The sequence below is a fragment of the Amycolatopsis sp. ATCC 39116 genome, from assembly GCF_000231075.2.
Classification (GTDB): Bacteria; Actinomycetota; Actinomycetes; order Mycobacteriales; family Pseudonocardiaceae; genus Amycolatopsis_E; species Amycolatopsis_E tucumanensis.
The window spans coordinates 1-13,193 of record NZ_AFWY03000005.1 but is presented as its reverse complement, the minus strand read 5'-3'; the positions used below and the strand labels follow the sequence as shown (position 1 = coordinate 13,193).

Here is a 13,193-nt window from a genome sequence, read left to right as displayed (position 1 = left end):
TGGGCAAGCTTGTTGGTGATCGTCACGCTGGGCGGGGTCGCGCTGGCCGCCGCGGGCTTCATCCAGAGCCCGCCCGGCCTCGGCGCGGGAGAGCTGCGCACCAAGTGGGACGTCGGGGCCTGCCACCGGCTCGACCAGCCGGTGGAGACCTCGTGGGCGTTCCTCACCGACACCAAACCGGTGGTGCCGTGCGACAGCGAGCACACCACCGAGACCTACCAGGTGGTGGAGCTGCCCGCCGACCTGTCCGCGCAGCCGGAGCGTCCCAGCCCGGTGCTGCTGCAGAAGGAAGGACCCCCGCTGTGCGGCGGCGACGTGCTGAACGCCTACGTGGGCGCGGACGAGCGCGACGCCGTCCGCGACCTCACGACCGTCGCCTTCTTCCCGACCGAGGAGGAGTGGCGCGGCGGCGAGCGGCGGATGCGGTGCGACGTGATGAACGTGCCCCGTGGGCAGCTGACACCGGTGACGGTGTCGTTCCCCATCAAGGACTCCCTGAAGACCCCGGACGGGTCCCGCTTCCGCACCTGCCGTCTCGACGGCAGCGAGGTGACGTGCGACCAGCCGCACAACCGCGAGCTGGTCAATCCGTGGCTGCTGTTCGGCCCGGACCAGGTGGAGAAGGGCCGTGACTTCATGGTCGGCGTGGCGCACCAGCTGTGCGGTCCCGAGGCGGAGGCCTACCTGGGCGCGCCGCCCGCGTCGCGGCCGGATCTCACGGTGGTGGTCGAGGTGCCCGGCGACCCGTCGATCCGGCAGGACAGCCGGGTGGGCCGGTGCTGGCTGGCGCCGTCGGACCCGGCGGTGACCCTCGACCGGAGCGTCCGGGCCTACCCGGCGGGGGCGAGCGCGTGACCACCGTGCGGCGCACCTGGTCCTGGCTCACCGAGCCGGGACGGCGCATCCCCGTGGTCTCCACCGCGCTGGGCGTGCTGTGGACCGTGATCATGCTGGCCCGCCTGTTCGTCGGCGGCGCGGTGGGGCTCGCGGACAACTTCGACGGCCACCGTCTGATGTGCCAGCTCCAGGTCGCCGCGGTGCCCAACGGCCACGACACCTGGGCCTACCTGAACCCGATGTACGACACCCACGTCTGGTACGGCGAAGCGTGCAGCGCGGGTGGCACCGGCGAGCCGTACCTGAGCAGCCAGTGGTACTTCCTGTGGCTGGCGAAGCTGCTCACCCCGGTGTTCGGCTTCGACCACGCGCTCGACCTGCGCGTGCTCGGGGTGGTCGTGTCGGTGTTCTTCGGCCTGGCCATCGGGCTGATCTGCGCCGCGCTCCCGCTGCCGGTGTGGGTGCGGGTGCTGGTGGTGTCCCTGATCGGCCTGTTCACCGCCGACTCCACGATCGCCCCCTACTTCGTCTCGCCGCTGAGCGAGCCGGCCGCGCTCATCGGGATGCTGCTGATCGTCGCCGCGCTGCTCCGCCTGTTGCGCCGGAACTTCGTGACCGTCGCCGACCTGCTGCTGGTGTCGGCCGCGGTGTTGTGGACGGTGATGGCGAAGACCCAGACGATCACCATGTTCGCCGGGGTGCTGCCCGCCATGCTGGTCCGGCCGGTGCGCTTCCCGTGGCTGGAGAAACTGCGCAGGACGCGCCGCGAACTCGGCCCGGAACCGCCGCGCGGGCTGGGGCGGCGGGCGCTGGTGGGTGCGCTTCGGCGGGCGCCCGCGGTCGTGATCTGCGGGTTGCTCGTGTTCGGGTGTGTCCAGTTCGCGAGCTCGCAGTCGCGATGGCTCACCGAGATCTACCACTTCCACCAGGTGTTCGGGACGATCCTGCCCCTGGGTTCGGACCCGCGGCAGGACCTGCGTGACCTCGGCGTGGACGAGAGCCTGGCCCGGTACGACGGCGAGTCGATCCTGGCGCTGTCCGGGCCGGGAGAGGTGCCGCAGGGCTACCGCGAGTTCCTCGACGACATGAGCATGACCAGGATCGTCGAGTTCTACGCCACCCATCCGGCGCGGATCTTCGCGGTGCTCGACCGCGGGCTGGACGCGGTGACCCAGGCCCGGCCCGGTTACCTCGGCAACTACCTGCCGGACAGCGGGAAACCGGCCTACAGCCAGGAAAACCGGGTGTTCGCCGGGGGAGCGCTGTTCACCCTGTTCCGGCCGGTCCGCTGGGTGGTGTTCCCCGTGCTGTGGCTGGGTTCGCTCGCGCTCGGCGCGTGGCTCGCCCTGCACCGGCGGCTGGGCGCCGCGGGGCGCAGCATCGGCTGGCTGCTGGTGGCGCTCTCGCTCAACACCATGGCGCAGCTGGCGTCCGTGCTGCTGTCGGACGGGCTGAACGACATCGTCAAGCACTCGGTCTTCGTGGTCTACAGCACGTTCCTGTTGTTCCCCGCGCTGGTGGCGGCACTCGGCGCGATCGACAAGATCGGCCGGCCCGACCAGTTCCTGCCCGGCCAGAAGCTGCCGAACACCGGCGTGCCGTGGCCCTGGCAGCGCAAGCGCGCGCGGCCGGTCGCCGCGGTGCGGGGTGGCGAGCGGGAAAGGGAACTGGAACCGGTGTGAGCGGGGGTTCCGGATGGGAGGTTCGGTGAGCACAGCCGCCGCGAGGCCGCGGATCGGGTGGAAACCACGGGTCTACGGCGCCCTCGGGAGCACCTGCCTCACGCTCGGCTTCGTCGCCCTGCTGTTCGTGGTCTACCAGCTGTATGTCGTGCCGGCCCGCACCGGCGCGGAACAACGCACGCTGGAGCAGGAACTGATCCAGCAGTGGGAGCAGCCGGACCCGTCCGGTCTGCCCGCGCCGGTGGTCGGCAACCCGTGGGACGCGGCGGTGCCGGCCCAGGGCCAGCCCCTGGTGCGGTTGTCCATCCCGCGGCTGGGCGCGCGCTGGGTGGTCGTGGAGGGTGTGACACTGGCCGACCTGCGGCGCGGTCCGGGCCACTATCCCGGCACCGCTTTTCCCGGCCAGCCGGGCAACTTCGCCGTGGCCGGGCACCGCGCGCCGCGCGTGTTCTGGGATCTGGACCGGCTCGCCGCGGGCGACGCGATCCAGGTTCAGGCCGGCGCGACCGAGTACACCTACACGGTCACCGGCACCGAGATCGTCCGGCCCGATGACGTCGGCGTGATCGCGCCGGTGCCCGGCGATCCGGGCGCGCAGCCGGTCGAACCGGTTCTCACGCTGACGACGTGCAACCCGAAGTGGGCCAGCTACCAGCGGCTGATCGTCCACGCGAGCCTGTCCGGCGTCCGGACCGTGCCGATCGAGGCGGGCTGAGCCGGATGTCCACATGCGACACCTCCTCCAATCGGACGAGGCGCCGCGCGGAGTTCCGCAGGTGCACGGCACCACGGTGGGGCGACCGGACACCGGGCGCGTCATGTCGGCGTGAGTTCGCCCCGTCTTGTCTGCGCGGGCGGTTCCGCTCGCACCGTCTCGATCGGATTGGAGCTTTTGCGATGGAGGAGGAGACATGACGCGACCACGACAATGGTGGAAGTCGTCCATGGTGCGCCGGGCCGGCGCGGTGGCCGGGGTGGCGGCGGTCGTCGCGGCGGCCGGCGCGTCGTTCGCGATGGCCACCACCCCCGGGTCGCCCGGCACACCACAGGCGCCGACGACGATCTACGCCGAGAACTTCCAGAACCGTCCGGCCGCGACCCCGATCGTCCGGCTGAACCAGTACGCCGGGGCCAGCGGCCAGCGATACACCGCCGACGCGCCGTGGCTGCGGCAGTGCAACGGCTGGATCGCCTCGTCGGCCCAGCCGGTGGCGCCCACCGCCCAGGTCAACGACTGCGGGAACCAGGGAACCTGGAACGCGGTGCAGCAGATGGCCTACGCGCTGGGCGCCTACACTGGCGTCGCCCCGGGCAGCAACTACGCGGTGTCGGCCATGACCTCGGGCAACCCGGATGCTCCGCACGTCGAGTTCAAGACCGCCTCGAACATCCCGTTCAGCGGCAGCAACCGGTTCGTCACGTTCAGCGTGGACGTGGCGGCGATCAACTGCCAGGCCACGCACCCGCTGCTGCAGTTCTCGCTGCTGGACCAGGCGGGCGCGGCGATCCCGGTCGGTTCCCAGATCGACGGCTGCGCCGCCAGGCGGACGGTCAACGTGCCGCAGATCGGGGTCACGCCGGCTAGGACCGCCAACGTCGGCACCTACACCTCCAACGGCGCGGTGCTGGTCAACGGCAGCTCGATCGGCGTGCAGATGGTCAACAACCAGCCCAGCGGCACCGGCAACGACCACGCCTTCGACAACATCAAGATCCTGGACGTTACGCCGCAGCTGGACAAGTCGTTCAGCCCGGTGGAGGTGAACACCGGCGGGACGTCGACGCTGACGTTCACCATCACCAACACCAGCGAGCTGGCGGCGAAGAACGGCTGGTCGTTCACCGACGCGCTGCCCGCCGGGCTGACGGTGGCAGGCGCCGGGACGACGAACTGCCCGAGCGGTGCGGTGACCGCGGCGGCCGGCGCCACGTCGGTCAGCGTGACCGGCAACCTGACCGCGGGGATGGCGTCGTGCACCGTGAGCGTGCCGGTGACCTCCGGCACGGCAGGCAGCTACACCAACGGTCCCGGCAACATGTCGCTGGTGGGGCTCAACCCGCCCGCGAACACGACGGTCACGTTCGTGGAGCCGGACCCGAGCGCCGACCTGGCGCTGAGCAAGACCGCACCGCAGGACGAGGTGCAGCCCGGCGACCGCATCACCTACACGCTCACGGTGATGAACCTCGGCCCGGCGGAGTCCTCCGGTCACACCGTGACCGACCCGATCCCGGCCGGCCTGGTCGACGTGCGGGTGCCCGCGGGCTGCTCGATCGGCTCGGACAGCGTGATCACCTGCACCGGTGGCCCGCTGGCCGCCGGTGACTCGGTGAGCTACGAGATCTCCGGCACGGTGGACGCGGTCAACGGGGACGGGGCGGCGAAGTACCTGACCAACGCCGCCCAGGTCACCGGGAACGACCCGGACAGCGACCCGGGCAACAACACCGGTTCCAAGACGGTGCGGGTCGTGCCGGTGGTGAGCCTCGCCATCGGTGGTCTCGGCGCCCTGGCCGGCGCCGGCGCGTGGTTCCTGCGCCGGCGGTCGACCCTCAACTGACAGGGGAGAAGGCGGCTCGTCGCACCGCGGCGAGCCGCCTTCACCGGCTACGGCCGGAAATTCGCGGCCTTCGGTCCACAGTCGATGACGACCTTCCCGTGCACGTGCCGCCCCGCCTGGAGCTCGAACGCGGCGCGGATCTGCTCGACCGGGAAGGTCGCCGCGATCGGCACCCGGAGCCGGCCCGCCGCGACCAGGCCGGCGATCTCCTCGAGGGCGCCCTGGGGCGCGTTGGCGCCGTTCGCCGGCGTGATCCCGTCGATCTGGGCGGCGATGGTGGTGATGCGTGCGTCGGGCACGCCGAGTTCGCGTGCCGCCTGCGCGGTGTCCGTCCCGTGCAGGTCCATGGCCGCGGTGACCCCGGCCGGAGCCAGGGCGCGGACCCGGTCGGCCAGGCCGTCGCCATAGGTCACCGGCTCGGCTCCCAGGGCTCGCAGGGCCTCGGCCGAGGACGCCGACCCCGTCCCGATCACCCGCGCACCCGCTCGGCGCGCGAGCTGGACAGCGAACACGCCGACCCCGCCTCCCGCGCCACCGACGAGCACCGTGTCACCCGGGCCGGGGCCGACCACGGCCAGCGCCGCGGCCGCCGTCCGGCCCGCGATGGCGAGGGTGGCGGCGGTGCGGTCGTCGACGCCCTCCGGGGTGCGGTGCGCCTCGCCGCCCACCGCGATGGTCCCCGCCTCGTCCACCACGACGTGGTCGGCGACCGCGCGGGACAGGGCGCCGCCGAACACCCGGTCGCCGACCGCGAACTCGCGCACGCCGTCGCCGACCTGGTCCACGACCCCGGCGTAGTCGGTGCCGAACCCGCACGGCAGGCTCAAGCCGAATCGCGCCGCGGTCTCCGCGTCCGAGGTCATGAACCAGTCCATCGGGTTCAGGCCGGCCGCGACGACCCGCACGCGGATCTGTCCCGGACCGGCCACCGGCACGGGCACCTCGCGGACGGTCAGCGCCTCCGGTCCGCCGAACGACTCGAACTGAACCGCCCGGCTCGTCGTCACCGGCGTGGTGACGTTCGGTTCTGCCATGCTCACCTGTCTCCTGTCGCGGCTCAGCAAGCAGACTATGCTCCGTTTCAACACCAGGCTAGCACAAGTGGAGCGTGATCCGTTTTGGCCGCCGAGGAGACCCGCAGACCGCGCGCGGACGCGGCGCGCAACCGGCAGCAGCTGCTGGAGGTCGCGACCCGCTTGTTCGCCTCGTCGGAGACCGAGCCGTCGATGCGCGCGATCGCCAGTGCGGCCGGGGTCGGCATCGCCACGCTCTACCGGCACTTCCCCACCCGGGAGTCGCTGGTCGACGCGGTCTACCGGGACCAGGTCACGCGGCTCACCACCGGCGCCCGCGAGCTGCTCGCCGAACTCGACCCGCCCGCGGCGCTGCGACGCTGGATGGACCTGTTCGGCGAGTGGATCGCCACCAAGAACGGGATGCTCGACACGCTGCTCGCAATGATCGAATCGGGGGAGATCGGGCACGCCCACACCCGGACCGAGCTGCTCGGGGCCATCGACGAGATCCTGGACGCCGGTCGCGCGAGCGGGCAACTCCGTGGCGACGTCCCCGCCGAAGACATCGCCGCCGCACTGATCGGCATCTTCACCGTGGCCGGTTCGCCCGGGCACAAGGCGATGGCAGACCGGCTGCTGAACCTCCTGATGGACGGGCTCCGGCCTTCCTCGCGGCGGCGTTGATCCACATGCGGATCCCTAGTCCCGGAACTCGAACGTCCAGTGCGCACGCGGTCCCGGCCCGACCACCAGTTCGGAGTCGCCGATCCGCTCCACGTGGCGGTGATTCACCGCCTCGCTGAGCGAAAACTCGACACTGCGCAACCCGATTTCGGCCAGTGGCACGACATCCAGCCGGATCGTGGTGCCGCCGCGCGTGGCCACCGTGCCGTGCGGGGTGGTCCGGACCGCGAAACCGCCGGCCCGCAGCAGCGGCACCGTGTCGGCGTGGTCGCCCGCGGTGATCCCGATCCGGATCGCGGTGACTTCGCGCATCAGGTGGCCGGCGTAGTCGTCCGGCAGGACGCGTTCCCGTCCCACGTCGCCCGGGTACGAGGCCGGCTCGGTGTTGCTCCGCGGGTCGGCGAAGAACTCCGGCCGGTACTCCATGCCCCACGCGCCGAAGGCGTCGTAGCTGGTGATGCCGCTGGTGAAGACCACGTCGAACCACGGGACCGGGACGCCGTCGCCGAAGTCGCGCGTCTGCAGGGACAGGACCGGTCCGTCGCCCAGTGCCCGCAGCCGCTCGGCCGCCGCCGACAGGTCGCCGTCCCGCTCGGCCGACACCGCCAGCCCGCCTGCGCCGAGGACACCGTTCTGGCCGGCCAGGTCGCCGACCCCGAACAGCTCCAGGTACGTTTCCCGGCCCAGCACGTAACGGGCGGTCCACGTCTGCTCACCGCCGGTGGTGGTCCGGACCTGGAAGTTGGCGAATTCGCGCAGGAACTGCGAATTTTCGACCGCGTCCGCCGTCTCGCGGTCGATCACCCCGTACGCGTGGTTGAAGTACAGCAACTGCCTGTCCCCGGCGGCGGTCGCCGTGGCGCCGGCGGTTCCGGCGAATCCCACGACCATCGCGCAAAGCATGCTGAGAATTCTTCGATGTCTCCCCATGCCGACGACAGTAGAACCGTGTTGCCGGAATTGTTCCGGCCGTCACCCGTTTTGCGCAGTACCGGTCCGGTCCTCGAACAGGGCGGCCAGGCTCTGCGGGACGCTGTCGCCGAAAACGCTTTCCAGGACGGCGCTCTCGTCGGGTGGGTTGGCGGCCCGCGTGAACATCGCCTGTTCGTACTCGGCCAGTGCGGTTTCGGCGTCGTCGTGGGCGGCGAGCGCTTGGGCGAGTTCGGCGCCGTCCAGCATGGCCAGGTTCGCGCCTTCGCCGTTGGGTGCGGCGAGGTGCGCGGCGTCGCCGACGAGCGTCGCTCCCGGCACGCGCTCCCAGCGGTGCCCGGTGGGCAGGGTGTGGTGCGGGCGCAGGACCGGGGCGGTGTCGCTGTCGGTGATCAGCGCGGTCAGTTCCGGGGCCCAGCCGTCGAACTCCCGCGCGATCCGCGCGGTGGCCGCCGCGGGGTCGGCGAAGTCCACGGCGGCGAACCAGTCCAGCGGCCGGGTGAGTTCGAGGTAGCCGTGCAGGGTGTCGCCACGCTCGCGGTGGGCGAAGATCGCCGCGTCCGGGGTGGGGCCGTGCGCGATCATCGATCCGCCGCCGACCGCCTTCGCCGTGGCGGGGTGCCGCGTGTCGGCGTCGAACAGGTACGTCTCGACGAACGCGGTGCCGGTGTACTCGGGTGTGACGCCGGTCAGCAGCGGCCGGACCCGGGACCACGCGCCGTCGGCGCCGACCAGCAGGTCCGTGACGACGATGCGGCCGTCGGTGAAGGTCACCTCGTGCCGCCCGTCGCCGAGGGTGCGGGCGCCGCTCGCCTTGTGTCCCCAGTGGACGGTGCCGGCGGGCAGCGCGTCGAGCAGCATCCGGCGCAGCTCGCCGCGCTGCACCTCGGGACGGCCGCCGGTGCCGTCGTCGGACTTCTCGAACAGCACGGCGCCGGTCCGGTCGAGGATCCGCATCGCCTGGCGGCCCTCCAGCACGAGGCCGCGGAACTCCGCCATCAGGCCGGCGGCCGCCACGGCGAGCTGACCGTTGTAGTCGTGGATGTCGAGCATCCCGCCCTGCGTGCGCGCCATCGGCGACGGCTCCGCCTCGTAGACGTCGGCCGGGATGCCGTGGACGTGCAGCACGCGGGCGAGGGTGAGCCCGCCGAGGCCGGCGCCGATGATCGTGACTGGGCTGCGCATCGGGATTCCTCCAGTGTCGGGAACGTCGTCGCTGCCGACACTGGCGGGGTTCGCTGGCACCGGGCGCACAGCACGCTGACAGCGGCCTGTCAGGCGCCGCCTTCCGGTGCGGCGGGCGGGTCGTCGACGTGCACCGCTTCCGGGACGTCCGCGTGCCATTCCGCGAACTCCTCGACCCAGCGGGAGATCGACTCGGCGGCGTAGTGGCTCGGGTCCCAGCCGGCGTGCAGGCCGAGCCGGATCTGGCGCCCGTCCAGCATGATCCGCACCGCGTGCAGGCCGAACGCCGGGGCGTTGGTCATCACCGCGGCGCCGCGGCCGCTCGCCGCGAGGCCTTGCGCCATGAAGGCCGAGCTCATCTCGATCGCCTCCGGCACATCGACGCCCGCGGTAGCGACCGCCTCGTCGAACGCCAGCCGCGCCACGTTCGTCCGGTCCATCAGCACCAGCGGGTGCCGCGCCAGCTCGCGGATCTCCACGTCGGAGCGGCCGGCCAGCGGGTGGTCGCCCGCGACGTGGACGGTGATCCCCAGGTCGACGAGCCGCCGGGAGGCCCACTCGGCGGGCGGCGCCACGGTGGACACCCCCAGGTCCGCGCCCAGCACCCGCGTGCGCTCGAACACCGCGACCGGCTCGCATTCGAGCGCGTCGATCACCGGGTGGCGCGCCCCGCGTTCGGCGGTGAACGGCGCCAGCGACCGGACGATCGTGGTGAACGGCGCGACCACCCGCCACCGCGCGCCGCGGATCTGGTCCAGCCCGACGGCGTCGCGGGCCATCTGCTCGCGCAGCACCAGGTCCCGCGCCGCGTCGAGGAATCGCCTGCCGGCGTGCGTCAGGCTCAGCGCGCCGTGGCCCCGCTGGAACAGGGTGACGCCGAGCTCCTGCTCCAGCGCGCGCAGCTGCCGGGACACCGACGGTTGCGTGACGTGCAGGCGCCGTGACCCCTCGGTGATCGAACCCGCCTCCGCGACCGCGAGGAAGTACTTCACCACCCGCATCTCCACGGCGCATGCCTCCCGAGCATCAACTTCTTGCGGAATCAGTATTCGACAGCATGGCACGTGGCCACTGAGAATTCCTGGCACGTTCACCCGCATCACACCGGAGGCGACATGTCCGAGGACGAGACGGCCGCACGTCAGGGCAGGCGTGCCCGCATCGCGGCCTTCGTGGGCACCGCGGTCGAGTGGTACGACTTCTACATCTTCGGCACCGCCGCGGCGATCGCCTTCGGGCCGGTGTTCTTCCCGACGTTCGACACGTCCTCGGCGCTGCTGGCGTCGTTCGCGACGTTCTGGGCGGGTTTTTTCGCGCGCCCGATCGGCGGCATCGTGTTCGGGCACCTCGGCGACCGGCTGGGCCGGAAGAACACGCTGGTCGCGACCCTGTTGATCATGGGCGTGGCGACGTTCGCGATCGGCGTGCTGCCGGGGTACGCGACCATCGGGGTCGCCGCGCCGATCCTGCTCGTGCTGCTGCGCGCGCTCCAGGGCTTCGCCGTCGGCGGGGAGTGGGGCGGCGCCGTCCTGCTGGCCACCGAGAGCGGGCCGGGCGGCCGCGCGCTGCGGGGCGGGATGTTCGTGCAGCAGGGCTCGCCCGCGGGCAACATCCTCGCGACCCTCGTCATGGCGCTGGTCGCGGCGCTGCCCGGCGACGCCTTCGCGACGTGGGGCTGGCGGATCCCGTTCCTGCTGTCGGCCCTGCTCGTCGTCATCGGGCTGGTGACCCGCCTGAAACTGGAGGAGTCGCGGGAGTTCACCCAGCGCGTCGAGCAGGCGCCGCCGGTGAAGCTGCCGATCGCCGAGCTGCTCGCCCACCACTGGCGGCGGGTCGTCGCCGCCGTGTTCGCCAGCGCGCTCGGCATCGGGATGGCCTACTTCCTCAGCACGTTCATGCTCGCCTACGCGACCTCGCAGCTCGGGGTCAGCCGCCAGGTCATGCTGAACCTGCTGCTGGCCAACGCGGTCCTGCAGTTCCTGTGGCAGCCGGCGGCCACCCGGCTCGCGGAGCGGATCGGCGCGGCCGGTTGATGGTCGGCACGCTGGCGGCCACCGCGGCTCTGGCCGTGCCGATGTTCCTGCTCGCCGGCACCGGGAAACCCGCGCTCATCCTGCTCGGCATCGGGCTGAGCACGATCACCGGGACGGGCTACTACGCGGTGCTCGCCGGGTTCCTCGCCCAGGCGTTCCCCGTGGGCGTGCGCTACACCGGCATCTCGTTCTCCTACCAGCTCTGCTCGACGGTCATCGGCGGCACGACGCCGTTGCTCGCGCAGCTCTTCCTCACACTCGGCGATGGCCACTGGGCGGGGGTGGCGGTGTTCTACCTCGTCCTCATCGGAGTGACCGCGGGCGGCGTGACCGTGCTGTCCGCGCTCGTCCGCAGGTCCGCCACGGCAACCGTCACCGCTTCGGTCTGAACAGGACGTTCCTCATGCGCATCGACACGATCATCACCAACGCCCGCATCACCACGCTCGACCCGGCGCGTCCGCACGCGCACTCGGCCGGCGTGCTGCACGGCCGGATCGTCGGCTTCGACGAGGAGCTCGACGGCGTCACCGCGGACGCGCGCCACGACCTCGGCGGGGCGCCGGTCGTGCCCGGGTTCAACGACGCCCACCTGCACTTCTCCATGCTGGGCAAGGAGATGACGCAGCTCGACCTCTCCGCCGAGGCCGCCCCGACGCTCGACGCGCTCTACCGCCGCGTCGAGGAGTGGGCGGCGGCCAAACCCGAAGGCGCGTGGGTGATCGGCAACGGCTACGACCAGAACAAGATCGGCGAGCACCCCACGCGGCAGGTGCTCGACCGGATCGCCGGCGGCAGGCCGGTCTACCTGGTGCACACCTCGAACCACATGGCGGTGGCGAACACCGAGGCGTTCCGCCGGGCCGGGCACCCCGATCCGGACGTGGTGGCGGCGCCGCCCGGCTGCAGCGTCGTGTTCCGCGACGGCGTGCACACGGGTCTGCTGCAGGAGCAGGCCATGACGCTGGTCAGCCACGTGCTCAAGCCGGTGCCGCAGGAGGATCTGGTGGCGGCGCTGGAAGCCGCGTCGGCGTGGGCGTTGCGCCACGGCCTGACCAGCGTGACCGAGCCGGGGATCGGCGGACGGCTGATCGGCCACGGTCCCGCCGACGCCCGGGCGTTCCAGACCGCGTACGAGCGCGGGAACGTCCGCACGCGCGTCACGGCGATGCCGTTCATCGACGCGGTGCACGACCTGGGGCGGGTCGACGACGGCCTGGACGGCTGGGGGCTGGACCTCGGGCTGCGCAGCGGGATCGGCGACGAGTGGTTCCGGCTGGGGCCGGTGAAGATCGTGTCCGACGGGTCGTTGATCGGCCGGACCGCGGCGATGTGCTGCGACTACCGCGACAGCCCCGGCAACCGCGGGTTCCTGCTCGCCGAAGCCGAGGCGTTGCGGGAGAACATCCTGCGCGGCCACGAGAACGGGTGGCAGATCGCGACGCACGCCATCGGCGATCACGCGCTGGACGTCGTGCTCGGCGCGTACGAGGAGGCCCAGAAACGCCTGCCGCGGCCCGATGCCCGGCACCGCATCGAGCACGTCGGGGTCGCCTCCGACGAGCAGGTCGCGCGGATCGTGTCGGCGGGGGTGATTCCGGTGCCGCAGGGGCGGTTCATCTCCGCGCTGGGCGACGGTTTCCTGGCCGCGCTGGGCGCGGATCGCGCGGAGCGCGCGTACCGGATGCGCAGTTTCGTCGAGGCCGGTGTCGAGCTGCCCGGGTCGACCGACGCGCCGGTGGTGCCGGGGGAGCCGTTGATCAGCATCCACGACATGGTCAACCGCCGCTCGGCGTCCGGCGCGCCGATCGCCCTGGGCGAAGCGCTCACCCCGGCGCAGGCCCTGCGGGCGTACACGATCGGCTCGGCGCACGCCGTGCACGAGGAGTCGCGCAAGGGCGCGTTGCGGCGGGGCAACCTGGCCGACCTCACCGTGCTGTCGGACGACCTGCTCCAGGTGGCGCCCGAGCGCATCCGAGAGCTGCAAATCCGCGCGACGATGGTGGGTGGCGTGTTCGGTTATGACGCGGAGGGCGAGCTGGCCCCGTCCTGACGCGACGATGGCTCAGGGGAGGTACGCACTCGCCCGAGCGCCATCCTGAACGCTCGCGGAGCGTGGCCTTCCCGGGGGCCGAGGCGGGTGGCGGTTCGCCCTCCGGGAGGTGTTGGCCCGTCCGCCGGTTGTGGCGGCGGGTCAGGACTGCGGGGGCCGAGGCGGGTGGCGGTTCGCCCTCCGGGATGTGATGGCCCGCCGACCGCAAGCAG

The 13,193-nt window shown here is 72.1% G+C and carries 12 protein-coding genes; 8 read left to right on the top strand and 4 right to left on the bottom strand.

The window, feature by feature from the left end:
- Positions 1-15 precede the first annotated feature (15 nt).
- The 4 genes from AMY39116_RS0307680 to AMY39116_RS42380 all read left to right on the top strand — a co-directional run bounded on the left by AMY39116_RS0307680 (position 16) and on the right by AMY39116_RS42380 (position 5,080).
- On the top strand, positions 16-855 hold the full coding sequence (locus tag AMY39116_RS0307680) for a septum formation family protein (RefSeq protein WP_020417105.1): 840 nt from the start codon (positions 16-18) through the stop codon (positions 853-855).
- Positions 852-2,519, top strand: a complete 1,668-nt coding sequence (locus AMY39116_RS0307675) for a hypothetical protein (RefSeq protein WP_020417104.1) — start codon at positions 852-854, stop codon at positions 2,517-2,519. Before AMY39116_RS0307680 ends, AMY39116_RS0307675 begins: the two co-directional genes overlap by 4 nt.
- A 25-nt stretch (positions 2,520-2,544) precedes the next feature.
- The gene (locus AMY39116_RS42385; RefSeq protein ID WP_020417103.1) at positions 2,545-3,234 is read left to right on the top strand and encodes a class E sortase; all 690 of its coding nucleotides are present in this window, start codon (positions 2,545-2,547) and stop codon (positions 3,232-3,234) included.
- Between the two features lie 196 nt (positions 3,235-3,430).
- On the top strand, positions 3,431-5,080 hold the full coding sequence (locus AMY39116_RS42380) for a DUF11 domain-containing protein (protein ID WP_157358471.1): 1,650 nt from the start codon (positions 3,431-3,433) through the stop codon (positions 5,078-5,080).
- 47 nt (positions 5,081-5,127) lie between these two features.
- Here AMY39116_RS42380 and AMY39116_RS0307660 read toward each other — a convergent pair whose 3' ends face one another.
- A complete protein-coding gene (locus AMY39116_RS0307660) occupies positions 5,128-6,114 on the bottom strand; it encodes an NADP-dependent oxidoreductase (RefSeq protein ID WP_020417101.1) in 987 nt (328 codons plus the stop codon).
- A gap of 84 nt (positions 6,115-6,198) precedes the next feature.
- On the opposite strand from AMY39116_RS0307660, the gene AMY39116_RS0307655 reads away from it, so the two are divergent.
- Positions 6,199-6,780, top strand: coding sequence for a TetR/AcrR family transcriptional regulator (locus AMY39116_RS0307655; protein ID WP_020417100.1), 582 nt, complete (start codon positions 6,199-6,201; stop codon positions 6,778-6,780).
- A gap of 15 nt (positions 6,781-6,795) precedes the next feature.
- Here the strand turns inward: AMY39116_RS0307655 and AMY39116_RS0307650 are convergent, their stop codons facing one another.
- The 3 genes from AMY39116_RS0307650 to AMY39116_RS42375 form a co-directional block, all read right to left on the bottom strand.
- Positions 6,796-7,671 (bottom strand): DUF5829 family protein, encoded by an 876-nt coding sequence (locus AMY39116_RS0307650; RefSeq protein WP_020417099.1) that lies wholly within the window; start codon positions 7,669-7,671, stop codon positions 6,796-6,798.
- Between the two features lie 81 nt (positions 7,672-7,752).
- Entirely contained in the window at positions 7,753-8,895 is a 1,143-nt protein-coding gene (locus AMY39116_RS0307645) for an NAD(P)/FAD-dependent oxidoreductase (protein ID WP_020417098.1), read from the bottom strand.
- Between the two features lie 89 nt (positions 8,896-8,984).
- Complete coding sequence (locus AMY39116_RS42375; protein WP_235716086.1) at positions 8,985-9,896, bottom strand: LysR family transcriptional regulator; 912 nt, start codon at positions 9,894-9,896, stop codon at positions 8,985-8,987.
- 114 nt (positions 9,897-10,010) lie between these two features.
- On the opposite strand from AMY39116_RS42375, the gene AMY39116_RS42370 reads away from it, so the two are divergent.
- Genes AMY39116_RS42370 through AMY39116_RS0307630 form a run of 3 tightly spaced genes read left to right on the top strand, consistent with a single transcriptional unit; the run spans position 10,011 to position 12,981 of the window.
- Positions 10,011-10,928 carry an MFS transporter gene (locus AMY39116_RS42370; RefSeq protein ID WP_020417096.1) on the top strand — a complete coding sequence of 306 codons (918 nt, stop codon included), beginning with the start codon at positions 10,011-10,013 and terminating at the stop codon, positions 10,926-10,928.
- Entirely contained in the window at positions 10,928-11,317 is a 390-nt protein-coding gene (locus tag AMY39116_RS47090; RefSeq protein WP_020417095.1) for a hypothetical protein, read from the top strand. The genes AMY39116_RS42370 and AMY39116_RS47090 overlap by 1 nt, the downstream gene beginning before the upstream one ends.
- Before the next feature lie 14 nt (positions 11,318-11,331).
- Positions 11,332-12,981: an amidohydrolase gene (locus AMY39116_RS0307630; RefSeq protein WP_020417094.1), complete on the top strand. Its 1,650-nt coding sequence runs from the start codon at positions 11,332-11,334 to the stop codon at positions 12,979-12,981.
- The last annotated feature ends 212 nt before the right edge of the window (positions 12,982-13,193 follow it).